At 68.5% G+C, this 25,912-nt stretch carries 15 protein-coding genes; 8 read left to right on the top strand and 7 right to left on the bottom strand.

Going from position 1 to position 25,912, the window contains the following annotated elements:
• Nucleotides 1–7 precede the first annotated feature (7 nt).
• Complete coding sequence (locus ABIC35_RS20945) at nt 8–1,981, bottom strand: energy transducer TonB (protein WP_183049539.1); 1,974 nt, start codon at nt 1,979–1,981, stop codon at nt 8–10.
• Between the two features lie 102 nt (nt 1,982–2,083).
• Between ABIC35_RS20945 and ABIC35_RS20940 the strand changes: the two genes are divergently transcribed.
• The 3 genes from ABIC35_RS20940 to ABIC35_RS20930 all read left to right on the top strand — a co-directional run bounded on the left by ABIC35_RS20940 (nt 2,084) and on the right by ABIC35_RS20930 (nt 5,632).
• On the top strand, nt 2,084–2,467 hold the full coding sequence (locus ABIC35_RS20940; RefSeq protein WP_121080240.1) for a TlpA family protein disulfide reductase: 384 nt from the start codon (nt 2,084–2,086) through the stop codon (nt 2,465–2,467).
• Between the two features lie 115 nt (nt 2,468–2,582).
• Nucleotides 2,583–4,250 carry a DUF1800 domain-containing protein gene (locus tag ABIC35_RS20935; protein WP_220667413.1) on the top strand — a complete coding sequence of 556 codons (1,668 nt, stop codon included), beginning with the start codon at nt 2,583–2,585 and terminating at the stop codon, nt 4,248–4,250.
• Nucleotides 4,251–4,261: 11 nt separating this feature from the next.
• Entirely contained in the window at nt 4,262–5,632 is a 1,371-nt protein-coding gene (locus ABIC35_RS20930) for a DUF1501 domain-containing protein (protein ID WP_121080236.1), read from the top strand.
• A 164-nt stretch (nt 5,633–5,796) separates the two neighbouring features.
• On the opposite strand, the gene ABIC35_RS20925 is transcribed toward ABIC35_RS20930, so the two are convergent.
• From ABIC35_RS20925 to ABIC35_RS20915, 3 genes are read right to left on the bottom strand one after another with little or no spacing between them, the layout of a single operon-like run.
• Nucleotides 5,797–7,542, bottom strand: coding sequence for a DUF885 domain-containing protein (locus tag ABIC35_RS20925; RefSeq protein ID WP_121080234.1), 1,746 nt, complete (start codon nt 7,540–7,542; stop codon nt 5,797–5,799).
• On the bottom strand, nt 7,539–8,564 hold the full coding sequence (locus ABIC35_RS20920) for an Ldh family oxidoreductase (protein ID WP_121080232.1): 1,026 nt from the start codon (nt 8,562–8,564) through the stop codon (nt 7,539–7,541). Before ABIC35_RS20920 ends, ABIC35_RS20925 begins: the two co-directional genes overlap by 4 nt.
• Nucleotides 8,561–10,933, bottom strand: a complete 2,373-nt coding sequence (locus ABIC35_RS20915) for a beta-L-arabinofuranosidase domain-containing protein (protein WP_121080230.1) — start codon at nt 10,931–10,933, stop codon at nt 8,561–8,563. The genes ABIC35_RS20920 and ABIC35_RS20915 overlap by 4 nt, the downstream gene beginning before the upstream one ends.
• Nucleotides 10,934–11,077: 144 nt before the next feature.
• On the opposite strand from ABIC35_RS20915, the gene ABIC35_RS20910 reads away from it, so the two are divergent.
• Both ABIC35_RS20910 and ABIC35_RS20905 read left to right on the top strand, forming a co-directional pair.
• On the top strand, nt 11,078–13,420 hold the full coding sequence (locus ABIC35_RS20910; RefSeq protein WP_121080228.1) for a S9 family peptidase: 2,343 nt from the start codon (nt 11,078–11,080) through the stop codon (nt 13,418–13,420).
• A gap of 8 nt (nt 13,421–13,428) precedes the next feature.
• A complete protein-coding gene (locus ABIC35_RS20905) occupies nt 13,429–16,173 on the top strand; it encodes a DUF5695 domain-containing protein (RefSeq protein ID WP_121080226.1) in 2,745 nt (914 codons plus the stop codon).
• A 6-nt stretch (nt 16,174–16,179) separates the two neighbouring features.
• Here ABIC35_RS20905 and ABIC35_RS20900 read toward each other — a convergent pair whose 3' ends face one another.
• The 3 genes from ABIC35_RS20900 to ABIC35_RS20890 form a co-directional block, all read right to left on the bottom strand.
• Nucleotides 16,180–16,803, bottom strand: coding sequence for a DUF1826 domain-containing protein (locus tag ABIC35_RS20900; protein ID WP_121080224.1), 624 nt, complete (start codon nt 16,801–16,803; stop codon nt 16,180–16,182).
• Nucleotides 16,804–16,897: 94 nt separating this feature from the next.
• The gene (locus ABIC35_RS20895) at nt 16,898–18,442 is read right to left on the bottom strand and encodes a glycoside hydrolase family 43 protein (protein WP_121080223.1); all 1,545 of its coding nucleotides are present in this window, start codon (nt 18,440–18,442) and stop codon (nt 16,898–16,900) included.
• Nucleotides 18,442–20,085 carry a glycoside hydrolase family 43 protein gene (locus ABIC35_RS20890; protein WP_121080221.1) on the bottom strand — a complete coding sequence of 548 codons (1,644 nt, stop codon included), beginning with the start codon at nt 20,083–20,085 and terminating at the stop codon, nt 18,442–18,444. The genes ABIC35_RS20895 and ABIC35_RS20890 overlap by 1 nt, the downstream gene beginning before the upstream one ends.
• A gap of 173 nt (nt 20,086–20,258) precedes the next feature.
• On the opposite strand from ABIC35_RS20890, the gene rpiA reads away from it, so the two are divergent.
• From rpiA to ABIC35_RS20875, 3 genes are read left to right on the top strand one after another with little or no spacing between them, the layout of a single operon-like run.
• Nucleotides 20,259–20,957: a ribose-5-phosphate isomerase RpiA gene (rpiA, locus tag ABIC35_RS20885; RefSeq protein WP_121080219.1), complete on the top strand. Its 699-nt coding sequence runs from the start codon at nt 20,259–20,261 to the stop codon at nt 20,955–20,957.
• Nucleotides 20,958–21,015: 58 nt separating this feature from the next.
• Nucleotides 21,016–23,091, top strand: a complete 2,076-nt coding sequence (tkt, locus tag ABIC35_RS20880; protein ID WP_121080217.1) for a transketolase — start codon at nt 21,016–21,018, stop codon at nt 23,089–23,091.
• Nucleotides 23,088–25,892, top strand: coding sequence for a bifunctional transaldolase/phosoglucose isomerase (locus ABIC35_RS20875; RefSeq protein WP_121080215.1), 2,805 nt, complete (start codon nt 23,088–23,090; stop codon nt 25,890–25,892). Before tkt ends, ABIC35_RS20875 begins: the two co-directional genes overlap by 4 nt.
• Nucleotides 25,893–25,912: the final 20 nt, after the last annotated feature.

Below are 25,912 nucleotides of genomic sequence, written 5' to 3'. Positions count from 1 at the left end.
GCGCAGATCATTTCGGCATATGGCTTAGCCGGAAGCTGATCGGCGTATCCTGCGCGGAGCAGGCGACACCGTCTTCCGGGCGGTAGCTGCTGGTGTAGCGCAGCCCCTTTGCCATGGACGTCGCCGCATCGTCGAACACAAAAGCAGGGTAGGAACTCACCACCCGCGGCGCGATCGTCTTGCCGTCGGTGGCGACGTCGAACTCGGTCCGCACCCAGCCTTCGAAGCCTAGGCGCTGCGCCGTGTCCGGGAAGGCGTTGCTGAGGTCGCCGGTGCTCCGGACCGCAGGCTTGAGCCCCAGCAGCGCACATTGGCGGCTGGTCAGGCCGGTCTGCGCGAAGGCGCGCTGGGCGGCAGCGAGGTCGCCGTTCTTCGCCGCGAGGTTCGCGCGCTGAAGCAACGCCGCCACCTTGAGCGGATGGCGTTCGGGCAAGCCGGGGGCCGCAACTACCGCTGCAAGTAGCGCGTCGGCATCGGATGGCGCGGACGTGCGGAAACCGGGCATGGAGATCAGCAGGCGAAGCGTCGCCGCGGCCAGCGGATCGTTCTGGAATTCAGGCCGTGCCAGCAGGGCGCGCCGCCCCGCCGTGCGCCCGCGATGTCCGGCAGCCAGGTCACTCTTTTGCAGTTCCAGATAGGCGCGTGCCGCAGGCGGTGCGCCAAGCGCCGCGCCCCATGCGGCGGCCTCGACCGCCAGCGTCTTCCGCTCGGCTTCGGGCACCACGCTGTTCTCGACCAAAGCGAGCGCGGCCGCGGTCATGCCGGGGCGATCGTCCTTTGCCCGCGCAGCGGCGAGCGCGGCGCGCTCGAGCGGTGCCGCCTTGGCGTCGGGCAGCGCCTTCCAGCCGGCATCCGCGACGCCCTTGCTCTCCAGCCACGCCTCGGCGGCGGTGGCGAGCGGCTGGGTCAGGTCGGGGCGCTCGCCGGCATTGGTGCAGCGCATCTCGATGCGCGTGGTCAGGCGGAACAGCAGCGGAATGGCGCGGGCTTCTTCGGGCGCCCAGGACCAGCCGCTCACTTCACGGGCGAAGGCGATCGCCGCGGTGCGACCGGCCGGCGCATAGATCGGCAGCACGCCGGCGACATGTCCGTCCTCGGCGAGCGAGAACTGGATGATCGCCATGTCGTCGGGCTTGAGCCCGGTTTCCGCGCCGCAGGCGGGCAGCGTCATGTCGCGGGCACGCTCGAACGGCGACTTCTCGAAACGTCCGGCACCGGTATAGGCGAGATAGTTGCGCGCCGAGTCCGCATCATGATTGAGCCAGGCGGCGATCGCCAGGTCCGAACGCGTCGCCAGGTCGGACACGCCGACCTTCATCGTCAGCCCGCCCTGCTTGCGCAGGCTGTCCTTGAGTTCCGCATAGGCCTCGGGCGCGCGCCCGGCGTTGAGCAGCGTGCGGGCATATTGGGTCTGCACCGACGCCCGCGCCTTCTTGTCGAAGCTGGCATCGGCCAGCGCGATGCTGCGTGCCTCGGTCGCGTAGCGCAGCGCCTCGCCGTCCTGGTCGAACATCGTCACCTGGCTGAGCGCCATGAGCGGCTTGACTCGGTCTGCACCTGCGGACGAGTCCAGCACCAGCCGGTATTCGGCGGCCGCGCCGCTATAGTCGAAGCGCAGCATCGCTACCTGGCCGAGCGCGAGGTGCGCCTGCCGCACCTCCTCAGCAAAACCGGCGCCCTTCGTGGCGAGTACCGGCAGGCCGCGGCGGATCGCCGCTTCGCCTTCGTCGGTACGTTCGAGCTGTGCCAAGCAATAGCCCTTGCGCACATCCACCGCCGCGCGGACGGTGGGGTTGGACATTGCCTTGGCGTTCTTCTCGATTTCCTCGAACGTCTTCACGGCGTCCGCGCACTGGCCTTCGGCGCCGGCCTTGGTCGCCTGGTCGAACAGTTGCTGCAGCGTCGGCGCGGCACTGGATGCTTGTGGCGCCGCTGCCTGCTGCCCACCAGCCAGCAAAAGCGCGAGAATCAGCGAAGCCATTCTGCTACCCCTCCCCCAAAGGAAGTGCCTTCCAATCATGATGCGGCGGGATTGTCGAGCAAGATGCGTATTTTGATCCAGCAACTTGGCAGGATCGCGTGCTTGCCGCTTCTATTCGGCGCTGCGCCGGCGCCCTTCGGACCGCCCGAAAGCATTCTGCTGTTCGTCGCTTCCTGGTGTGCGCCCTGCCACGGCGAGCTGGCGCGACTCGACGCGATCGGTCGCGGGGCGCAACCCTATCGCGTGCTGGTGGTGCCGTTCGACGACAGCCGCGCCACTCGGGCGATGCTGGAGCGGGTGCCGCCCGCGCAGCGCTGGCAGCCCGATCGCGGCACCCAGCGCCGCCTGGCCGCCGAAGTGGCACAACGCAGCGCGGGGCTGCCGTTCAGCCTCGCCCTCGATCGCGATGCGCAGATCTGTGCCGCGCACGCCGAAGCGCTCGACGCTGCGAGCGCCGCAGCAATGGTTGCCGTCTGTCGCCGGTAACCCTCGCTTAACCATAAGCGCGAGCCGCCGATTAACCTTATCCCCTTAATAACCAAGACATTCCCAGTGCGCGATCGAAGGAGCGGGGGGCGTGTCAAGCGTAACGAAACTAGCCTTGGCGGCAGGTGCCGCCCTGGCGATAACCCTGCTCTCCGCCTGTGACGGCGGTGGTGGTGGCGGCAGTTCCGGCGGCGGCCTGGTTTCCGCCCCGCCGAGCCCCGCTCCCGCGCCCGTGGCGGCTGCCGCACTCGACGATTCCGTGCGCCTCGCACAGCAGGCGAGCTTCGGCCCCACGGTCGCGCTGGTCGATCGCATCCGCGCGCTCGGCGTCAATGGCTGGCTCGACGAGCAGTTCGCCGCGACCGGCAGCACCTATAGCGACCTTGCGGTGGACGTCCGCGCCGATTCCTGCGCCTCGGGCGACACCGCCTGCTCGACCCAGCGCTTCACCCGCACGCCGGTGGCGATGCGCTTCTACGCCGATGCGATCACCGCGCCGGACCAGCTGCGCCAGCGCGTCGCCTTCGCGCTCTCGCAGATGATCGTCGCGTCGGAGGCGGGGGTGCGCTCGACCGCGGGCATCGCCGCGTTCAACCAGCTGTTCCTCACCGGCGCCTTCGGCAATTATCGCGACCTGCTGCTCGGCGTGACGCTCAACGCCTATATGGGCGACTATCTCGACATGGCGGACAGCCGGAAGGGCACGCCTTCCGAGAACTACGCCCGCGAGTTTCTCCAGCTGTTCACAATGGGCCCGGACCAGCTCGGCATGGACGGCAGCCTCCAGCGCGACGCGAGCGGCGGCCCGATCCCCAACTATACCGCCGACGACATTCGCGAGATCGCCCGCGCGCTGACCGGCTGGACCTATGCCCGGGTCGGCAGCGCGGCGGCGAACGACGGCCAGGCGGTTGCTTATGCCCAGCCGATGATCCCCTCGCCCACCCGCTATGACAGCGCCGAGAAGCGCTTCCTCGGCACGGTGGTGCCCGCGGGTGCCACGCAGCAGGCGAGCGTGACGGCAGTGGTCGACGCCGCGTTCAACAACGCCTCCACCCCGCCCTTTGTCTCCCGGCACCTGATCACCCATTTGGTCACGCCCAACCCCTCGCCCGCCTATATCGGCCGGGTCGCGGCGGTGTTCGCCAACAATGGCAGCGGCGTGCGCGGCGACCTCAAGGCGGTGGTCCGTGCGATCCTCACCGATGCCGAGGCACGCGGGCCGCAGCTCTCCACGCCGGGCAAGCTCAAGGAGCCGGTGCTGGCGATGACCAGCCTGGCCCGCGCGATCGGCTTCACCACCGACGGCTATGTCTTCCAGGCCCGCGACGGCACGTTCGGCCAGCCGGTGATGCGCGCACCCTCGGTGTTCAACTTCTACCCGGACGACTTCCCGCTGCCCGGCAGCGCGACGCTGCGCAGCCCCGCCTCCAAGCTGCTGACCAGCGCCAACCAGCTGCGGCTGCACAATCTGGTCTATGACTGGACGGTGAGCGGCGACGCCGGCCGCAGCGAATATGCCGCGGTGGCGACGCTGGCCGGCACGTCGGGCACCGCGCCGGTCTGGGCCGATTGGGAAGCGATCGGCGACAATGTCGACGCGATGGTCGATCGCATTGATCTGCTGCTGTTCGCCAAGGGGCTGAGCAAGACCCAGCGCGACGCGCTCAAGGCGGCAGGCACGGCGATCACCAATGCCGATCCCAAGCTGCAGGCCCGCAAACGGGCACAGATGATGCTCTATGTCGCGGCCACCAGCCCGATGTTCCTGGTCGATCGCTGAGGACTTTCCCCATGACGCTTTCCCGTCGCGATTTCGTTCGCCTCACCGCCGGCACCGGCGCGCTCGCAGCGCTGGGCCAGTTCGGCCGTACCGCCGCCATCGCCGCACCCACCGGCAGCTACCGCGCCATGGTCGGCATCTTCCTGTTCGGCGGCAATGACGGCTGGAACATGGTGATCCCCACCGATGCCCGGCACAGCACCTATCTGGCCTCGCGCGGCAGCGTCGGCATCCAGCGGTCGGCGCTGACGCCGCTGACCAACAGTGCCTATGCGCTCCACCCCGCCATGGCGGCACTGCGGCCGATCTGGGACGAAGGATCGCTGGGGCTGGTGCTCAATGCCGGCACGCTGTTCGCGCCGCTGACCAAGGCGACCTACCAGTCGCGTACCGATCTGCGCCCAGCCAACCTGATGAGCCATGCCGACGAGCAGGATCACTGGCAAGGCCTGCGCGCTCGCGAGGCCAGTCGCGACGGCTTCCTCGGCCGCATCGCCGACAAGATGTCGGGGGGCTCGCTGCCGCCGGTGATGTCGGTGGCGGGCGCGACCGTCGCGGTGCTCGGCCGCCAGACTACCCCGCTGATCCTGCCGAGCACCGGCGGCCTCCCCGGCCGCAGCGGCTTCACCGCCGGCAGCAGCGCCAAGAACAGCGCAATCACCGCGCTCGGCAGCAACGGCGATGGCAGCGCGGTCCTCGACGGTGTCGCGCAGACGCTGACGCGCAACTACGATCAAGCGGCGACGGCGAATGGCATCCTCGTCGGCACTGCCGCCACGGACGCGTTTTTCGTCAACCCGACGACCGGCGCGGCGCTGACCAGCGATGTCGCCCGGCAGCTGATGGTGGTGGCGCGGATGATCGCCGCGCGCGGCACGCTGGGCCATACGCGGCAGAATTTCCTCGTCAGCCAGGGCGGGTTCGACACCCATGCCGGCCAGGTGCAGACCGGCAATACCGCGGTGGGTCTGCATGCCAGTCTGCTCGGCGACGTCGCCAATGCCATGGCCGGCTTCCACAAGGCAATGGGCTCGCTGGGGCTAGCGGGTAATGTCACCAGCTTCACGATGAGCGACTTCGGCCGGACCTATCTCGGCAACGGCCAGGGCGGCACCGACCATGCCTGGGGCAGCAACCACCTGGTGATGGGCGGCGACGTCGCTCCCGGCGCGGTGCTGGGCAGCTATCCCGATCCGGTGCTGGGCGGCGCGGACGACATCACCAAGGAGGGTCGCTTCGTGCCCGGCGTGGCGCAGGAAGAATATCTCGGCGCGATCGCCCGCTGGCACGGCGTCGCCGATGCAGACATGCCCTATGTCTTCCCCAACTGGTCGACCTGGAGCAGCGCCGGCCGCGGGCCGCTGGCGCTTTTCAAGCCCTGAGGCGAGGGGGACCCACACCGGCATCCAACATCCGTCATCCCGGCGAAAGCCGGGATCCATTCGCCTCTAGGTTTTAGCAAGAGCCTAAACGGCGACCCCAATGGATTCCGGCTTTCGCAGGGATGACGCTGGGGGAGCAACACCGTTTACGCGCGTCGCGGTCGTTACCGCTCCTCGTCGGGATAGGGGCCCTTGCCGCCTTCCTGGATGAACTGGTCGGTGCGCTGGTCGATCACGGTCAGCGGCACCGATCCGAGCTGCAGCATCGCATCATGCCAAGCGCGGATGTTGAACTTCGGCCCAAGCGCTTTTTCGGCGCGGGCGCGGGCATCGAGAAACGCCAGCTCGCCCATATAATAGCTCAGCGCCTGACCGGGCCAGGCAATGTAGCGATCGACCTCAGTCTCGATCTCGTGGTTGCTGAGCGCGGTGTTGTCGCGCAGGAAAGCCTGGGCCTGTTCGCGCGTCCAGCCCATCGAATGGATGCCGGTGTCGACGACCAGCCGCGCCGCCCGCCACATCTGGTAGCTCAGCATGCCGAACTGGTCGTAGGGCGTCTCGTACATCCCCATCTCGACGCCGAGCTTCTCCGAATAGAGCGCCCAGCCCTCGCCGTAGGCCGAGAGATAGGTGTCGCGGCGGAAGGGCGGCAGCGCCTTGTTCTCGTTGGCGAGCGGCATCTGGAAGGCATGGCCCGGCGCGCTTTCGTGCAGGGTCAGCGCGGTGAGCTGGTAGAAGGGCCGCGACTTCAGGTCATAGGTGTTGACCAGATAGACGCCCGGGCCGCCGCGGCCGCCGGTGTAGAAGGGCGCAAGATCGTCCGGCACGGGCACGATCGCGAAGCGCCGGCGCGGCAGATGGCCGAAATACTGCCCCGCCTTGCCGTCGAATTGCTTGGCCGCCCAGGCGGCGTGATAGAGCAGCTCGCGCGGTGTCTTGGCGTAGAATTGCGGATCGGTGCGCAGGAAGTTGAGGAAGGCCGGCAGCTCGCCCTCGAACTTGGCCTCGGCCTTTACCGTCATCATCTCGGCGCGGATCTTTGCCACCTCGCGAAGGCCGACGGCATGGACCTGCTCGGCGGTCATGTCGCGGGTCACATATTCGCGGATCTTCGAGCGGTAATAGGCCTGGCCGTCGGGCAGCGTGGTCGCGGCGAGCTCGGTGCGGGCGCCGGGGATGTATTCGGTGCGCAGGAACGTCAGCAGCTTCTGGTGCGCCGGCACCACCGCCTCGCGGATCGCTGCCTGGCCCTCGCGGCGCAGCTCCGCCTGCACCGCCGCGGGGATCGCTCCGGGGAACTTCTTGAACGGCGTGTAGAACAGATTCTCCTCGAGCGGCGCCTCGACCACCTGCGCCACGCCGATGTCGCGGCCGGTGAGCGTCACCTTGGGCGGCGTGAAGCCGCGCGCGAGACCGGCGCGCATATTGACGATGTTCTGGTCGAAATAGCGCGGCATGTCGCGCAGTGTCTTGATGTACGCGCGGTACTGGTCCTCGCGGACGAAGGCGTCGCGCGCCGATCCGGCGATGTCGCTCCAGAAGCTGCTGTCCGAATTGAGCGGCTTTTCATAATCGCGGAAGCGCTGGGCGGCGAGCAGCGCGTCGATCTGGCCCTTGTAGACCAGATAGTCGATCCGTCCCTTGGGGCTCAGCTTCGCCGGGTCGATCGCAGCGAGTGCCTGCGCGGTCGCGGTCCAGCGCGCCAGCCGCGCCGCCTGTGCGGCCGGGCCGACATCGGGCAGGCCGCCCTTGGCCGCGGGATTGTCCTCGCCGGGGCCTTCTTGCTCGACCCGCCACTTGTATTCGCTGTCGATCAGCGCCTTGAGCCGCGCATCGGCGCCGACCGGCTTGGGCGCGGGCACCGCGGCGGTGGCGAGCAGGGCGGCGGTGAGAAGAAGAATGGGCTTCATCGGGTAAGGCTCGCTTCCAGCGCTAGAATGTCGGCATAGAGCTTGTCGGGGATGCGCACCCCCTCGGCAAGGCTGCGGGTACGGGCGGCATAGCGGCGCGACGAGGGCAACCGCGCGCCCTGCGCCTCGATGCTGTCGAACATCGCCTCGGCGCGGGCGAGATGCTCGAGCACCGCATCGCCGAGGAACCCCGCCGGATCGATCGCGACGATCAGCTCGCCGCCGAGTGGCGAGGCCCCTGCCCCACCGTCTGCTGCGATCGATTCCGCGCTGGTCAGGTCGCCGATCAGCGGTCCGGCGGCCAGCTCGACCATCGCCGCGAGCGCCGAGCCCTTGTGCCCGCCAAAGGTGCGCATTGCCCCGTCTAGGATGGCCGCCGGATCGCTGGTCGGGCGGCCTTCGCCGTCGATGCCCCAGTCCTCGGGCACGGCCTTCCCGGCGCGGCGGTGCAGCTCGATCTCGCCGCGTGCGACCATGCTGGTGGCGAAGTCGAAGACGAAGGGCGGCGCCGGCGCCGGACGTGGCCAGCCAAAGGCGATCGGGTTGGTGCCGAACACCGGTCGCGTACCCCCGGCGGGCGCGACCCAGGCATGGCTGGGGGTGAAGGCCAGCGCGACCAGCCCCGCTTCGGCAAGCGCCTCGACCTCGGGCCAGAGCGCGGCGAAATGGACGACATTGTTGAGTGCCAGCGCGGCAATGCCGCAGGCGCGCGCCTTGGCGACCAGCGCGGGCTTGCCGACCGCGAACGCCAGCTGCGCGAACCCGCCCTTGCCGTCGACCCGCGCGAGCGCCCGTGCGGGCTCGGATAGCAGCGGCACCGCATCGCGCACCACCTTGCCCTTGGCGATGGTGTTGGCCGCGACGAGCAGCCGGTAGATGCCGTGCGACGCGCAACCGTCGCGCTCGCCCGCGACCATCGTCTCGGCGACCGCATCCGCATGATCCTCGGCGAGGCCCGCCGCGCGCAACACCCGGCGGGCGAGTGCGCGCACCTCGTCCAGCGTCAGCGCGACGCCGCTCACGGCTTGGCGGTGAGCAGCACGACGCCGAACACGGGGCCGGCGGTGTTGCGATCGTGCGGCACAAAGCGGACGCGCACGCTCTTCTTGCCCTTGGTGAGCGTCTCGGGGAGTTTGTAGGTCACGTCGAAGAACTTGCCCGGCGCGTCCGTCTCGCTGAGGTGTTGGGTCGCGATCTTCTGGCCATCGACGAGGATGTCGAAGTCGCGGTCGCGCTCGCCGCCCCAATAGGTCGCCTGGAGCAGCAGCGGGCCGTCCTTGACCTTCATCGTGAAGTCGAACCAGCTGCCGGTGCGCGCATCGCGGCCCTGCCGCCCGCGATAGGCGACCGGATAGGACGCGCCTTCGGTGCGCAGGTCATGGTCGCGCTCGGGCTGCATCTCGCCCAGGTGCATCACGTCGACCGAGCGGGCGGCGACATCCTTCAACCGCGCCTGTTCGGCGAGGAAGGCGGCCTCCTCCTGCCGCCACTGCGCTTCGCTGAAGCGCTTGAAATAGACCGCGCTGCGGCGTTCATATTGGCGGTAGAAGGGGACGAAGCGCAGGTCGCCGGGCCGCACCACGCCGTTCGTCTCGAAGATCGCCGGCTCGGCAGTCGGCGCGAAGCTGGCGAGCAGGTCCTGCCCGACCAGCGCGGGATCGGCCCCCGTCCACGGCGTCTCCGCCGCGCCCAGGTCGCCCGCCAGCACCATCGGCCCGCGCAGCACCGCGACGACGCTGTCGTCGCCGGGCGTCGCTTCAAGGCGCAGGTCCATCGGCAGGGTGATCGCCAGCGTGTCGCCCGCCTTCCAGCTGCGTGACACCAGCGCATAGCCGCGCTCGGACCGAGCACCGGCGGTCGCGCCGTTCACGGTCACGATCGCCTTGCCCGCCGCCCAACCCGGCACGCGCAGCGCCACAGTGAAACGGCCTGCCCGCGCCAGCCGCGCAAGCTTCAGCGTCGCGGTCCCCGCGAACGGATAGGCGGTATCGAGCACGAACTGCGCGCCCTTGGCCTTCCAGTCGATCGTCGCGGGAATGTAGAGATTGACCAGGAAGGCGCCCTCGCCCTCCCAGAACGCCGCTTCGCCATGCTTGGCGTGGCTCTCCATCCCCGAGCCGACGCAGCACCAGAATTCCTCCGCCTCCGGCCCGGCGAACTCGCGCCTGGTGCCGCTCATCAGCGGGGTCATGTAGGTGAAGCCGCCGGTCTTCGGGTCCTGCTGCGCCATCACATGGTTGAGGTGCGCGCGCTCGTAGAAATCGAAGAACGCCCCGTCGGGCTGCCAGCTGTAGAGATGGCTGGTCAGCTTGAGCATGTTGTAGGTGTTGCAATGCTCGCAGGTCTGCTCGGTGATGTGCTGGGCGATGCTGTCCGGTGCGGCGAAATACTCGCGATCGGCATTGCCGCCGATGACGTAGCTGTGGTGCTGGGTCACCCGCTCCCAGAAGAAGCGCGCGGCCTTGGCGTCGCCGGCATCGCCGGTCAGCTCGTGGATGCGCGCCAGCCCGATCAGCTTGGGTACCTGGGTATTGGCGTGGAAATTGGCGAGCTTGTCCTCGCCGGCCTTGAGCGGATCGAGCACGCGATCGTCGTAGAGCCGCTTCGCCACCACCATCCAGCGCGCGTCGCGGGTGCGGGCGTAGAGCTCGGCGAAGCTCTCGTTGAGCCCGCCATATTCGCAGCCGAGCATCTGCTGCATCTGCACATCGTTCAGCGCCGCGAACACCCGCTCGAAATAGCCGGCCAGCCCGAGCGTGACCTGCAGCGCTTGTGCATTGTTCCAGCCGGCATGGACGTCGAGCAACCCGGCGAACAGCTTGTGCACCGTATAGAGCGGCGACCAGGAGCCGTTGAGATCGAAACCGCCCGACTTGATCTCGCCGCGCATGATCTCCTGGAAGATCACTTCGCCGTCGCTGATCTTGCCGTCGCGCTTGCGCCCGAGCGCGCCGACATAGCCGGTGCCGCGCTTGGCCTGCGCCTCGGCCAGCTCGGCGACGATATAATCGGCGCGGCGGCGGAGCTCGCCGTCGCCGGTCTGCTGCCAGCTGAGCACCAGTGCGGAGAGATAATGGCCGAGCGTATGGCCGGCGATCGTGTCGCTTTCCCACCCGCCGTAGATCGCGCCCTTGGGCTTCAGCCCGGCATAGAGGCGGAAATTGTGGAGCAGGCGATCGGGATCGAGCCGGAGCAGATAAAGCTGGTTGACCTGGACCGCCGTGGCATAGTCCGATGGTGCGAGCTTGAGCGCGGTGAGCGGCAGCGGGGCCAGTTTGGGCGGGAACGCCGCGACGTCGGCAGCGCGCGCAAAAGAGGGGGCGGCCCCTGCGCCCGCCACGAGCAAAGCGCTTCCGGCGCTTGCCAGCATTTCCCGTCGCGTACGCCGCATCGCTCTTCCCCTCAGTAATCGTATACGATCTACGGAGGCTATGTCGGCGGGTCAAGCGCTTAGCTGTACGTCATAATATACCGTATAACATTCTTGACCCGATTGTCGTGGCATGGTCTACCCACGCGCAAGGGGGAATACCGAATGCTTCTACCAGCTCGGCTCGGCAGGACCAGCGCCTTGGCAGCATGGGTGCTGCTCGCGCCGTGTCTGGCAGCGGCGCAGACAGACGCACCGATCGAAGCCCGCTACGCCGCGGCCGATTGCTATCTGGGTGACGGGCTCGCCAAGCTGATCGTCGATCGCAGCCTGCGCGCGGGCTTCACCACCGACAGCGCCGGGATCGTCTATCGCCATGGTCCCGAGGGCGAGCGGATCGTCGCCTATTACGACCTCGCCACCGGCCAGTCGCGCCCGATCGCGCCGGAAGCGGCGATCGCGGCGGCGCTCACCAAGGCGCTCGACACGCCGATCAAGCCCGCCGCGCTGGCGATCGAGGACGCGAAGATCGAGGGCGGCACGCTGCTGTTCAGCGCGTTCGGCAAGCGCTGGACCTGGGCCGGCGACGGCGCGCTCGCCCCCGCCGCGAAGGGCGCGGCCGACGGCGAGGAGGCGCTGTCGCCCGACGGCCGCTTCCGCATCGTTTCGCGCAATTTCAACCTGTACGCCGTCGAGGTTGCGAGCGGCCGCGAAGTCGCGCTGACCGAAGACGGCACCCGCGACCAGCCCTATGGCCGCGGCATCCCGGTGCTCGCCGACATCCTCGCCCAGGGTACCGAGGATCCGACCATGCCGGTCTCGGTCCGCTGGTCGCCGGACAGCAAGCGCATCCTCACCTGGCGGCTCGATACGCGCGACGTGATCCGGCTTGGGATCGTCCAGGCGACCCCCCCGGGGACAATCTACCCGCGGACCTTCCGCTACATCTATCCGCTCGCCGGCGCCGAGAAGCTGCCCCAGGCGACGCGGCTGGTGATCAATGTCGAGCAGGCGGTGCGGCGTCGCAAGGCGCGGCTGGTGCCCCTCGCCATTCCGAGCGAGTCGCTGCTCTATCCCTATGATCCGGACATGGCCTGGGTGAACGGCCAGGTCCGCGCGCAATGGACCGAGCGCGGCTACAAGCAACTCGTCGTCTACAAGGCCGACCCGGAGACCGGCGTGGCGACGGTGGTCGCGCGCGAGGCGCTGGCGCCCAGCGTCTCGGTCGTCTCCAGCTCGCTCCAGCCCGCGCCCGAGCTGGGCGGCGAGCTCGTCATTTCCGAACGCAGCGGCTGGGCGCAGCTCTATCTGGTGCGTCCCGACGCGCCCGAGGGCGGCATCCCGCTCACCCGCGGCGACTGGGAGGTGATCGGCGTCGACCATGTCGATGCCGCGACGGGCACCATCCTGGTGAAAGGAGTCGGCCGCGAGCACGACCGCAATCCCTATTACACCGCGCTCTACCGGGTCGGCACCCACGGCGAACAGCCGCTGCTGCTCACCCCCGAGCCGGTGCAGCACGACGTGCAGGTCGCCCCCGACGGCAAGACCTTCCTCGATGTGCTGTCGACGCCGCTGCAGCCGAGCCGCACCGTGTTGCGCAGCGCAACCGACGGCCGCATCCTCGCCGAGCTCGGCCATGCCGATCCCGCGGCGCTGCTTGCCAGCGGCTATCGCATGCCCGAGCCGTTCCAGGGCGTCGCAGCGGACGGCAAGACGCCGATCTACGGCATGATCTATCGCCCCGCGCGCTTCGACCCGACACGCCGCTACCCGGTGATCGACAATGTCTATACGGGTCCTACGACCAGCCAGGTGCCGGTCAGCTGGACGGCGACGGTCGGCGCGGCCGGCTCCAGCGTCGCGCAGCTCGGCGCGATCGTGGTGATGATCGACGGGCGCGGCACCTCGCGGCGCGGGCGCGCCTTCCGCATGCACGCCTATCAGAATCTGGGCGAGGTCGGTCTCGACGATCATATCGCGCTGATCCGCCAGATGGCCGAGCGCTATCCCGAGTTCGACCTGTCGCGCGTCGGCGTGTTCGGCGGCTCGGCCGGGGGCTATGACGCCGCGCGCTTCGTGATCCGCCGCCCCGGCTTCTTCAGGGTCGGCGTCGCCTCCTCGGGCAACCACGACCTGCGGCTCGACAAGGCCTGGTGGCCCGAGACCACCATGGGCGCCGCCAGCCCCAATGACTGGGCGCGCAACTCGAACATGGTCGCCGCCCCCAATCTCGGCAGCCACCTGCTGCTGATCCACGGTGATATCGACGACAATGTGCCGGTGACCGAGAGCTTCCAGCTCGCCACCGCGCTGATCTGGGCGGGCCGCGATGTCGACATGGTGGTGCTGCCCAACACCACCCATGCGGTCTACCAGCCCTTCTTCTGGCGCAAGTTCCGCGACTATTTTGTCCGCAACCTGCTCGGTGAGGCGCCGCCCGCCGATATCGGCTTCGACACGCCCGCCTGGCGCGAACAGCTGCCGCTGCTGCGTCCCGAGAAATGAGGTTCCCGATGCGTGCCCCCCGCCTGTTCCTCGCCGCCGCCGCCCTCGCCGGGGTGAGCAGCCTGCCCTTCGCCGCCCCGCTGCTCGCGCAGGAGAAGGAAACGACGAAGCCCGTCTATCCGCCGATCCGCACAACGCCGGTGCGCGTGGGCGCCTTCCTGCTCGAACTGCGCAGCGACACCGGCACACTCGCCCGGCTGTCGCCGGCTGCGGAGCCGGCGTTCGACTTCGTGCCCGGCGGCCGCGAGGCGGAACGCCAGGGCGACGGCTTCAACCATATCGGCGACCTCAACCTTCGCCTGCGCACAGCGGGCGGGGCATGGCAGGACTTCGCCTCGTCGCGCGCCCGCAAGCCGATCCGGCCGCTCCCCCTCACCCCCGGCGTGTTCGCCGCGGCGGACATTACCGCGAGCATGGGAGACGGTATCCCGCTCCGTATCGAGCGGCGCTGGGTGGATGCCGCGGGCGTACCGGTGTTGCGCTTCCGCATCGTCAACACGTCCAGCGCGCCGGTCGAGATCGGCGGGCTCGGCATGCCGATGGTGTTCGACAACATCATCCGCGACCGCACGCTGGAGACCGCGCACGCCCAGGCAAGCTTCGTCGATCCCTATATCGGCCGCGATGCCGGCTATCTCCAGGTCACCAGGCTCAACGGCAAGGGCCCCGCGCTCTTGGTGCTGCCCGACGGCCGTACCCCGCTGGAGAATTACGCCCCGCTCAAGAACCCGAGCGAGCCGGGCGCGATCTTCACCGACAAGAGCCCGCGCAGCCAGGTTTCCGAAGGATTTTACGACTGGACGGTCGCCTCCAAGGGGTTCGTCGAGCAGGAATGGCGCAAGGCGGGCGAGCAGTGGAACCCGCCCACCAGCTTCACCCTCGCGCCGGGGGAAGCCCGCGACACGGGTGTGCGGCTGGTGCAGGCCCCATCGATCCGCGGCATCCAGTCCGCGCTCGTCGCGCTGGGCAGGCCGGTGGTGCTGGGCGTGCCCGGCTATGTCGTGCCCAGCGATCTCGAGGCGTCGCTCTTCCTGAAATATGGCCAGCCGGTCGCCAAGCTCGAGGTCTCCCCCGCCGGAGCAATGACGGTGACCGCGGCGGGCGTGGTGAATGGCTGGCGGCGCTATGCGGTGCGGGGCACCGGCTGGGGCCGGGCGCGCGTCACCATCACCTATGCCGATGGCAGCGTGCAGACGGTCCAGTATTTCGTCACCAAGCCGCTCGAGCAGACTATGGCCGATCTCGGCCGCTTCGCGACGACCCGGCAATGGTATGACGATGCCAAGGACCCGTTCGGCCGCGCGCCCGCGATCCTCAGCTACGACCATGAAGCGGGCAAGATCCTCACCCAGGAACCGCGCGTGTGGATCGCGGGCATGAGCGATGAGGGCGGTGCCGGCGGCTGGATCGCGGCGATCATGAAGCAGCTCGACAATCCCGACCCGGCCGAGGTCGAGAAGCTGGAGACGCTGGTCGACAAGACGATCTTCGGCAAGCTCCAGGTCGCGGCCGGCGAGCATATCGGCGCGGTCAAGAAGAGCCTGTTCTACTACGACCCCGCCGCCTTCCCCGGCTATTACGACTCGGCCGACAATTGGAAGACCTGGACCAGCTGGTCGAAGAAGGATGCCGACGATCTCGGCCGCTCGTTCAACTACCCGCATGTCGCGCTCGGCTATTGGACGCTCTACCGGCTGGCGCGCAACCATCCGGGGCTGGTCACCCATCACGAATGGCGCTGGTATCTTGACCATGCCCGGATGACGATCGTCGCGATGATGCGCGATGCGCCCTATTACACCCAGTTCGGCCAGATGGAGGGCGAGGTCTTCGTCGACATCCTGGAAGACCTCAAGCGCGAGGGGATCGCCGACGGCGCCGCGCAGATCGAGGCGCTGATGAAGTCTCGCGCCGATCACTGGGCGAGCCTCGCCTATCCGTTCGGCAGCGAAATGGCGTGGGACTCGACCGGGCAGCCCGAGGTGTATTCGTGGATGTGCTATTTCCACCATCCGAAACAGGCGGACGAGACGGTGGAGGTGATCCTCGGCTATGATCCGCTGATCCCGCACTGGGGCTATAACGGCAATGCCCGGCGCTATTGGGACTTCCTTTATGGCGGCAAATATCCGCGGATCGAGCGCCAGATCCACCATTATGGCTCGACCAACAACGCGCTGCCGCTGTTCGAAGCCTTCCGCGCCCACCCCGCCGACCTGCACCTGCTGCGCGTCGCTTACGGCGGGCTGATGGGCGGCATCACCAATATCGATCGCGACGGCTTCGGCTCGGCGGCGTTCCACAGTTGGCCGGACCGGATGGCCTGGGACCCGTATAGCGGCGACTATGGCTCGGGTTATTTCGCCCATGCCTATGGTGCGGCGACCTATCTGGTGAAGGACCCGGTGTTCGGCTGGCTCGGCTATGGCGGCAATGTCCGCGTCGCCGCCGATGCGGTGACGATCGCGCCCAAGGACGGCGCCCGCAGCCGACTGTTCGTCGCCCCCGCCGGCCTGTGGATCACGCTGGAGGCGGGCAAGATCGCCCAGGCCCGCTACCTGCCCGCGACCGGCGTGGTGACGCTCACCCTCGGCCCGCGCAGCGCGATGACGCCCGATGCCCTGGTCCGGGTGGAGAAGACCGTCGCCGGTCGCGGCTACCGCGTCGAAGGCGGCACGCCGGAGCGGGGCGCCACCGCGCTGCCGCTCGGCGCCGGGCCGACCGAGGTCCGGCTGGTGCCCCGCGCCGGCTGAGCCGCGTCAGGCGGGGTCGATCGCGAGCAGCAGCCGCGTCTCGCCGGTGCCCAGGATCGGCGGCGAGCGGTGGAGGATCGCCGGTGTGTCGGTCGCGAGGCGCCCCTTGAAGATGGCGACGTCGCCGGTCCGCAACTGGCGGATCGGCGTGTCCGCTACGTCCGGGCCATAGCGCCACTGGGTGCCCTGCCCCACCAGCGTGCAGAGCAGTCGCGCCGCGACATAGTCGGCGTGGAACTTGCGGCAGGCGTCGGTCTCGATCACCTCCAGCCGCACCGTCACGGCGTCCAGCTTCAACGCGCCTGCGAAGTGCCGCGCGAGCCCGACGATCTCGTCGCACAAGGCCGTGCCTCGCGCGCCATAGGGATAGCCTGCCGCTGCCAGCCCGTCGGCGATGGTCACCGGCAGCACCTCGACGCGACTGGTCAGTTCGCAATCGTCGATCGCGCTCCAGTCGAGACTGCCCAGCCAGTCGAGTGCCTCGGGGAAGCGTCGATGCCAGACGGCGAGGTGCACATAGGGTTGCGCGGCGGCTTCCAGCACGGCGGGCTCGCATCGTTCGATGGCGAGCGCCGGGGAAACCGCCCCCCGGTCCGGAACGTCCAACGCCAAGCTTGCCTGCGCCACCATCTTCTCGCCCTTGCATGATACACTGTATCATTCTCTTGCCGCGATCGAGGCGCGGCGCAAGCGGGGGTGCGACGAACAGAGGCGGTGGCGGCGATCAGAAGCGGGACAGGGTGAACCGGTCGACGTCCAGCGCCCCGCCCGCGGCCCCCGGGTTGAAGCAGGACAGCGCGAACTGCACGCCCTGGAAGGTGCCCGTCCGCCAGTCATAGACCAAAGGCACGGTGCCGCCGAGCGGGGTGAAGCTGCGGCCGTCCTCGCTGTACGAGAGCAGTGCGGTCGCCGCGGTGAAGTCCATCTCGGTGCGTAGCCACAGGCGCGGCGCCTTGGTCGGGATCGCGGCGACGCGGATCTCGGTCTTCGGCCCAGAGGTGGTGGACTCGGTCACCCGCATCGACAGCGCGCGGCTGCCGTCGGGCTGGCCGATCACGGCAATCGCCGCGCTATACTTGCCGAAGGTGCCGAAGCCGCAGACGTCGCCCGGCCGGATTCCAGCGGGATCGACGATCACCTCCCCGCGCGAGCGCGGCGCCTGCCCCTTCTGCACCAGCGTGTTACGCGCCCACCAGAGCTGGTCGGCCTGCACCGCGCGCAGCCGCAGCCAGCCGCGCCGCGCGGTGAGCGACCAATAGGGATCGAGCGGATTGTGGTTCCACTGCCATTGCCGGCCGAGCGTCGCGGCGGTGAATTCGTCCGACGTCGGCGGCTCCAGGAAGCGACCGCCCTGGATCGGCTTGCGCGCGCGATCGGGTACGCGGCCGGGCTGTTCGGGCGTGCCCCAGACCGGCCAGCCGTCCTGCCAGAACACCGGGCTGATATTGGTCACGCGGCCGATCGGGCCGGAATCGCGCATGACGAAGCCGACATCCGTGCCGTCCGCCAGATCGACCAGCGCGCCCTGGTGGCCGCCCGTGGTGTCGTCGATCTGCGGCCTGGTTTCCCACGGCCCGTCGAGCTTCCGCGCCCGCGAGACGGTGAGCGCCAGCTTGTTGGGGATGGAATTGAACAGATAATACCAGCCGTTCCGCTTGAGCAGCTTCGACCCTTCCGCGCCCTTGTTGTAGTAGATCACCCGGCTGGCGGTGATCTTCGACGCGGTTTTGTCGAGTGTGTGCAGCGTGATCGTGCCGTTGGTGCCGATCGAGGTGGCGAGATAGACCTGCCCGTCATCGTCGAAGAACAGCGCCGGATCGAAGGCGGCGCGGTCGAGCGTCGCATAGGTCCAGGGCCCGCGCGGATCCCGCGCGCGGTAGATGCGGGTGTTCTGGCGGATCGGGGTGACCGCCAGATAGTAGATCCCGGCATGGTAGCGCAGGCTCGGCGCATAGACGCCGGCGCGATAGCAGCCGCCGTCCTTCAGGTCGAACTCGGCCGCGCCGTTGAGCCGCGGGATGACGTGGCTGAGAATGTCCCAGTTCACCAGGTCGCGCGAGTGGAGGATGGTGAGGCCCGGCACGTTGGCGAAGGTTGTGCTGGCGAAATAGAAGTCCTTGCCGACGCGGATGATGTCCGGATCGGGATAGTCGGCGTTGAGCGGCGGGTTGCGATAGGTCCCGTCGCCCTGGTCCGAGCGCCAGACCTGGGCGGCAGCGGCAGCCGGCAGCAGCGCCGCGGCGACAGTCGCGAGGAGAATACGCCGCATCACTGCGCCATCGGCCCGATGATCGTGCCGACGAACCCGCTGGCTTCGTGGGTGCTGAGGAAGCGCGCGTCGAGGTCGCGCTTGAGCGTGCCCTTGGTCGCACCGCTGGCATAGTCGAACGCCATGGTGCCGCCGGTGATCCGCAGCGTCAGCGTCACCGGTGCGGCGCCGGGCAGCGGGGTCGAGGCGACCAGCTGCTCGTCGACCTTGGCGCGGGTGTAGAGCGCCAGCGTCCGCGTGCCGCCGATATTGGTGAGGCCGTAGAAGAGATAGTGGAGGTCGCTCTGCACCGCCGCCAGTCCTGCACGTTCGCCGGGCTTGGCGGGGGCATAGCGCACCGTGACGCTCACCGTGGCGTTGGCATGTTGCTGGCGGCGTCCGACGAAACCGGGCACCTGGTCGAGATCGCCGAGCGGCGCGGGCTTGGTGATCACCAGTTCGCCGCGCTCGACCTTGTAGAAGGGCGTCTTGGGGGTGCGGATGCCCACCCATTGCATCGACAGCGTGTTGCCGGCGAAGCGGTCGACATAGCTGAAGTCGCCGCTGGTCGGCAGCGCGGGCGCGGGTTGCGCGGGCAGATTGGGTGCCTTCACTACCATCGGCACCGGTTTGCCGTGGGGCAGGATCATCGGCCAGCCGTCCGTCCAGGTGACCGGCAGCAGGAACGTCTCGCGGCCGGTGTTGTAGAAGTCGTCGGCATAGGGGCGCACGCCGAGGAAGGTCGCCCACCAGTCGCCCTTCTGGGTCTGCACCAGCGTCGCATGGCCGGTGGAGGTGACCGGGTTCGGCCGGCCGGGATCGAGGTCGCGCTGGGTCAGGATCGGGTTGCCCGCAAACGGCACATAGGGCCCGAGCAGGTCCTTCGATCGGAACACCACCTGCGAATGGTTGACGCTGGTCCCGCCCTCGGCGGCAGTGAGATAATACCAGCCATCCTTCTTGAACACGTGCGGCCCCTCGATCCACACCGGCTTCTTGGTGATGTCCACCCCACCGTTGATCAGCTGGGTGCTAGAGCCGACCATCTTGCCCGCGCGCCAGTCATATTCCTGGATCCAGATCGCGCGGTGGCCTTCGTAGCGCGGGGTCTCGTCGGGCGCGCGGTTGTTGACGATATAGGCCCTGTCGCCCTCCCAGGTGATCGAGGGATCGATGCCCTCGAACGGCAGCCAGATCGGATCGGACCAGGGCCCGCGCGGGTCCCTGGCGGTGATCACGAAATTGCCTGCGCAGCTCACACAGGTGTTGACGATGTAGAAGGTGCCGGCGTGATATGAGATATCCGGCGCGAACACCGCCTGCGAGGTGCGCATGCCGGTGAAATCGAGCTGGCCGGGCCGGTCGATCGCATTGGCGATCTGGGTCCAGTGGACCAGATCCTTCGAGTGGAAGATCGGCAGCCCAGGATAATGGGCGAAGGACGAGAGGACGAGATAATAGTCCTCGCCGACGCGGGTGACGGAGGGGTCCGGGTAATAGCCCGAGAGGATAGGGTTGCGATATTCGCCGGGGCCGGGCTTGGCCGCTTCCATTGCATGGCCGGCATAGCGGAAGTCGCTGAACCGCGCGGGCGCCTGGGCGAACGCAGGGGCGGTGCTCGCGCCCAGCAGCACCGCGGCAGCGGCGATCGTCGAAATCTTCATAGCATCCCCTCGCATCCGCTTCGGCGGCATCGACTTTCCGACCGACGGGCAGCCCGCGCCGACCTTCGGTAGCGCTACCATATCGCGGCCGGCGCGGATGACCAGCCTCCACGTTGCGCCTAGACGCGTGTATAGCAGCCGGAACGCACGCAGCGCTGTACCGTTCGGCTGTCATGGTCTCCCTCGCCGAAGCCGAGCGCCTCAAGCGCGCCGCTGCCGCTGCCGCGGTGGAAGAAGTGCAGGAGGGCATGGTCGTCGGTCTAGGCACCGGCAGCACCGCGGCGCATGTCGTGCAGCTGCTGGCCCCGCGCGTGGCGGCCGGGCTCGACATCACTGCGGTTGCAACCTCGCGCGTCACCGAAGCAGCAGCCCGCGCCGCCGGCATTCGCCTGGTGGCCCCGGATGCGCTCACCGCGATCGATCTGTGCATCGACGGCGTCGACGAGATCGACCCCCGGCTCCGCGCGATCAAGGGCGGCGGCGGGGCGATGCTGCTCGAGAAGATCGTCGCCACGCTCGCCCGCCGCAACATCGCCATTGCCGATGGCTCGAAACGGGTCGCGCGGCTGGGCGCCCGCGCAGTGCCGATCGAGATTCTCCCGGCCGCGCGGGGGCTCGTCGCCGCGGAGATAATGCGCTTCGGCGGCACGGCAGAGCTGCGCCTGCGCGACGGAGGCCCGTGGGTGACGGACTGGGGTCACCACATCCTCGACGCGCGCTTCCCCGATCTCGCCGATCCAGCGGCGCTCACCCGCACTCTCTCCGCCATCCCCGGCACGCTCGGCCACGGCCTGTTCCTCACCGAGATCGACGCGCTCTACGTCGCCGCGAGCGACGGAGTGAGCCGCCAGGAGCGGCCGATAGATGAATAGGATTGCAGCCATTTGCGAACCCACCCGTTGCACCGCAACGAACGGAGTTGCCTGATCCATGTCCGACCTCGACCAGAAGATTCACGAAGACGGCTCGCCCGATCGCCTGGCGATCGACACCATCCGCACGCTCAGCATGGACGCGGTGCAGAAGGCCAATAGCGGCCACCCCGGCACGCCGATGGCGCTGGCGCCGGTAGTGCACACGCTGTGGAGCCAGTTCCTCCGCTACGACCCCACCGCGCCCGACTGGCCCAACCGCGACCGCTTCGTGCTGTCGGTCGGCCATGCCTCGATGCTGCTCTATTCGGTGCTGCACCTCGCCGGCGTGCGCGAGATCGATGCCGATGGCCAGCCGACCGGCAAACCCGCGGTGAGCCTCGACGACATCAAGCAGTTCCGCCAGCTCTCCTCCAAGACCCCCGGCCATCCCGAATATCGGATGACCACCGGCGTCGAGACCACCACGGGTCCGCTCGGCCAGGGCTGCGGCAATTCGGTGGGCATGGCGATCGCCGAGCGCGCGCTCGCCGCCCGCTACAATCGCGACGGCTTCGACCTGTTCGACCATGACGTCTATGTCCTGTGCGGCGACGGCGACATGATGGAAGGCGTGTCCGGCGAGGCCGCCTCGATCGCCGGACACCTCAAGCTCTCCAATCTCTGCTGGATCTACGACAGCAACCATATCTCGATCGAGGGCAGCACCGATCTCGCCTTCGACGAGGATGTTGGCCAGCGCTTCCAGGCCTATGGCTGGAACGTCCTCCATGTCGACGATGCCAACGACACCGCAGCGATTGCCGAGGCGATCGCCACCTTCCGCGCGACCAGCGATGCGCCGACCTTCATCATCGTCCATTCGGTGATCGGCTGGGGCTCGCCCCGCGCCGGCAGCGAGAAGGCGCATGGCGAGGCGCTGGGCGAGGACAATGTCCGCGCCACCAAAAAGGCCTATGGCTGGCCGGAGGACGCGCAGTTCCTGGTCCCCGACGGCGTCGCCGAGCGCTTCGGCGCGGCGGTCGCGGATCGCGGCAAGCCGGCGCGCGAAGCCTGGGAACAGCTGTTCGCCCGCTACCGCGAAGCCTTCCCGCAGGAGTCCGCCGAGATCGACGAGCTCCGCCGCGGCAAGCTCCACAGCGGCTGGCAGGATGCGCTCCCCAGCTTCGATGCCGACGCCAAGGGCCTCGCCTCGCGCGACAGCAGCGGCAAGGTGATCAACGCGGTTGCTCCGCATCTCCCCGCGCTGCTCGGCGGTGCCGCGGACCTCTCGCCCTCGACCAAGACCGACATCAAGGGCGCGGACTCGTTCGAGGCCAATAATTATGGCGGCAAGAACCTGCATTTCGGCGTGCGCGAACATGCGATGGGCTCGATCGCCAACGGCATGGCGCTGAGCTACCTGCGCCCCTACACCGCGACCTTCCTGGTGTTCGCCGATTACATGCGCGCGCCGATCCGGCTCGCCGCGATCATGGAGCTGCCGGTAGTGTTCGTGTTCACCCACGATTCCATCGGCGTCGGCGAGGACGGGCCGACCCACCAGCCGATCGAGCATCTCGCCACGCTGCGCGCGATTCCCGGCCTCGACACGATCCGCCCTGGCGATGCCAACGAAGTCGCGGTCGCCTGGAAGGTTGCGCTCGAGCACAGCCATGAGCCCACCGCGCTGATCCTGTCGCGCCAGGCGATCCCGACGCTCGACCGCAGCAAATATGCCTCGGCCGAGGGCGTCGCGCGCGGCGGCTATGTGCTTGCCGATGCCGAGGGCGGCGCGCCGGAGGTGATCCTGATCGGTACCGGTTCGGAACTGCCGATGGTCGTCGAGGCGCATGAGCGGCTGACGGCCGAGGGCGTGCGCTCGCGCGTCGTCTCGCTGCCGAGCTGGTATCTGTTCGAGAAGCAGGACCGCGCCTATCGCGAGTCCGTGCTGCCGCCGGAGGTGACCGCGCGCGTCGCGGTCGAGCAGGCCGGGTCGATGGGTTGGGACCGCTATGTCACCAGCCATGGCGCCACGATCACCATGTCGACCTTCGGCGCCTCCGCCCCGCTTGCCAAGCTGCAGGAGAAATACGGCTTCACCGTCGACAATGTGGTGAAGGTCGCGCGCGACGTGCTGGAGCAGAGCAAATGAGTGCGGACAGCAAGCTGAAGCAGCTGCACGCCGCCGGACAGGCCGCGTGGCTCGATTTCGTCGACCGCAGCTTCCTGCGCGACGGCGGCCTGCGCACGCTGATCGAGCAGGACGGCCTCACCGGCGTCACCTCCAACCCGTCGATCTTCGAAAAGGCGATGGGGCATGGCGAGGCCTATGACGAGGGCTTCACGCGCTTCCTCGGCACCGGCGACGCCAGCGTGGCCGATGTGTACGAGAGCCAGGCGATCGCCGACATCAAGGCGGCCGCCGCCGATCTGCGCCCGGTCTACGACCGGCTGGGCGGCCGCGACGGCTATGTCAGCCTCGAAGTCTCGCCCTATCTCGCCAACGGAACCGAGACGACGATCGAAGAGGCGCGGCGCCTCTGGAAGCATGTCGACGAGCCCAATTTGATGGTGAAGGTACCGGGCACCGAGGCCGGCGCCCCCGCGATCCGCCAGCTGATCGAGGACGGGATCAACATCAACGTCACGCTGCTCTTCTCGCAGGAGGGCTATCAGGCGGTCGCCGAGGCCTATCTCGCGGGCCTGGAAGCACGTGTCGCGCGCGGCGAGGCGATCGACCGGATCGCGAGCGTTGCCAGTTTCTTCGTCAGCCGGATCGATATACAGATCGACAAGAAGATCGACGCACGGGTAGCCGAGGGCGATCCCGAAAGCGAGGCGCTCAAGGCGCTGCGCGGCAAGGTCGCGATCGCCAATGCCAAGCGCGCCTATGCCTGGTATCTCGAGATGATCGCCAGCCCGCGCTGGCAGGCACTCGCCGCCAAGGGGGCGATGCCGCAGCGGCTGCTCTGGGCCTCGACCGGGGTGAAGGACCCGGCCTATCCGGACACGCTGTACATCGACACGCTCATCGGGCCCGACACGGTCAACACCATGCCGCCCAAGACGATGGACGCCTTTCGCGACCATGGCACCGTTGCCGAGACGCTGACCGACGGCCTGGAAGAAGCCCGCCACGTGCTGGCCGAGGCAGATCGACTGGGCCTCGGCCTCGACGAGATCACCCGAGCGCTGGTGCTCGACGGCGTGCAGCAGTTCGGCGACGCCGCCGATGCGCTGCTCGGTGCGGTGGCTGCCAAGCGCACCGAGCATCTCGGCAAGCGGCTGAACGGCTTCGCGGCGCAATTGCCCGAAGCGCTGGAAAAGGCCGTCGAGGATCGCCTGGCGACCGCCCGTGCCGACGCCTGGTCGCGCCGGCTCTGGGCGGGGGACGCGACGCTGTGGACCGGCGGCGACGAAGCCAAATGGCTCGGCTGGCTCCCCGCCGCGCGTGGCGAGCAGGTCGACATGGCGGCGCTCCAGCAGCTGGCGGAGCAGGCCAAGCATTTCGCGAACGTGGTGCTGCTCGGCATGGGCGGATCGAGCCTCGGGCCGGAGGTGCTCGCACAGATCCTCGGCAATGCCTCGGGCAGCCCCAGGCTGCACGTGCTCGACACCACCGATCCCGGCCAGATCGCCGCCGTGCAGGCGCAGATCGATCCGGCCGAGACGCTGTTCATCGTCTCCTCCAAGTCCGGCTCCACGCTGGAGCCCGAGCTGCTGCGCGCCTATTTCTTCGAGGCGAGCGGGCGGAAGGGCGACCACTTCGTCGCGGTAACCGATCCCGGCTCGAAGCTCGAAGCCACGGCAAAGACCGACGGCTTCCTCGCCGCCTTCCCCGGCGATCCCGCGATCGGCGGCCGCTATTCGGTGCTGTCGGTGTTCGGCATGGTCCCCGCTGCCGCGATGGGCCTCGACGTACCCGGCTTCTTCGAGGCCACGCAGCCGATGGTCTATTCGTGCGGCGCGGATGTGCCGCCGGCCGCCAACCCCGGTGTCCACCTCGGCGTGCTGCTGGGCGAGGCTGCCAAGGCCGGCCGCGACAAGCTGACCATCCTTGCCGAACCGCCGCTCGCCCCGCTCGGCGCCTGGCTCGAGCAGTTGCTGGCCGAGTCCACGGGGAAACAGGGCAAAGGCATCGTTCCCGTCGATCTCGAACCGCTCGGCGCACCCGAGGCGTACGGCAACGACCGCGTCTTCGTGCAGTTCGCACTGTCTGGCTCGGCCGTCGGGGCGGACTCCGCGAAGCTCGATGCCCTCGCCGCTGCGGGCCATCCGGTGGTGCGGATCACGCTCGATACGCCGCTGCTAATCGGGCAGGAATTCTTCCGCTGGGAAGTCGCGACCGCGGTCGCCGGCGCGGTGATCGGCATCGATCCGTTCGACCAACCCGATGTCGAGGACGCCAAGGTCGCCACGCGCAGGCTGGTCGATGCCTTTGAAGCCTCGGGTGCGCTCGACGCCGAGCAGCCGGTCGCCGAGAATGCCGATTTCGCGCTCTATGCGAGCAAGGGCCAGTCGCTCTCCGGCAGCCCCGCCAGCCTGCTCCGCGACCATTTCGCGGCGCTGGTCACCGGCGACTATGCCGGCTTTCTCGCCTATATCGAGCGGAACGATGCCGACACGGCGGCGCTGACCGCGATGCGGGTGGCGGTGCGCGATACCAAGCGGGTCGCGACGGTCGCCGGCTTCGGCCCGCGCTTCCTCCACTCGACCGGCCAGGCCTATAAGGGCGGCCCCGCCGGCGGCGTGTTTCTCACCATCACGCGCGAACCCGATCCGGACCTTGCCGTGCCCGGCCGCAAGGCAAGCTTTGGCACGGTCCAGATCGCGCAGGCGCGCGGAGATACTGACGTGCTTGCCGAACGCGGACGCCGCGTGCTGCGCGTGCATTTGAAACGCGGCGGCGACGGGCTAGAGGCGCTGACAACGGCCGTGCTTGCGGCCCTCTGAAGATAGCGAAAGGAATACAG

Source organism: Sphingomonas trueperi (assembly GCF_040545965.1).
In the GTDB taxonomy this organism is placed as follows: domain Bacteria; phylum Pseudomonadota; class Alphaproteobacteria; order Sphingomonadales; family Sphingomonadaceae; genus Sphingomonas; species Sphingomonas trueperi_C.
This window is presented reverse-complemented; position numbering and strand designations above follow the sequence as displayed.

Coding starts and splice junctions, on each gene's coding strand:
- ABIC35_RS20900 (WP_121080224.1), bottom strand. CDS start 16,803: ATGGTGGCGCAGGCAAGCTTGGCGTTGGACGTTCCGGACCGGGGGGCG.
- ABIC35_RS20915 (WP_121080230.1), bottom strand. CDS start 10,933: ATGCGGCGTACGCGACGGGAAATGCTGGCAAGCGCCGGAAGCGCTTTG.
- rpiA (WP_121080219.1), top strand. CDS start 20,259: ATGGTCTCCCTCGCCGAAGCCGAGCGCCTCAAGCGCGCCGCTGCCGCT.
- ABIC35_RS20930 (WP_121080236.1), top strand. CDS start 4,262: ATGACGCTTTCCCGTCGCGATTTCGTTCGCCTCACCGCCGGCACCGGC.
- tkt (WP_121080217.1), top strand. CDS start 21,016: ATGTCCGACCTCGACCAGAAGATTCACGAAGACGGCTCGCCCGATCGC.
- ABIC35_RS20925 (WP_121080234.1), bottom strand. CDS start 7,542: ATGAAGCCCATTCTTCTTCTCACCGCCGCCCTGCTCGCCACCGCCGCG.
- ABIC35_RS20910 (WP_121080228.1), top strand. CDS start 11,078: ATGCTTCTACCAGCTCGGCTCGGCAGGACCAGCGCCTTGGCAGCATGG.
- ABIC35_RS20905 (WP_121080226.1), top strand. CDS start 13,429: ATGCGTGCCCCCCGCCTGTTCCTCGCCGCCGCCGCCCTCGCCGGGGTG.
- ABIC35_RS20875 (WP_121080215.1), top strand. CDS start 23,088: ATGAGTGCGGACAGCAAGCTGAAGCAGCTGCACGCCGCCGGACAGGCC.
- ABIC35_RS20945 (WP_183049539.1), bottom strand. CDS start 1,981: ATGGCTTCGCTGATTCTCGCGCTTTTGCTGGCTGGTGGGCAGCAGGCA.
- ABIC35_RS20890 (WP_121080221.1), bottom strand. CDS start 20,085: ATGAAGATTTCGACGATCGCCGCTGCCGCGGTGCTGCTGGGCGCGAGC.
- ABIC35_RS20895 (WP_121080223.1), bottom strand. CDS start 18,442: ATGCGGCGTATTCTCCTCGCGACTGTCGCCGCGGCGCTGCTGCCGGCT.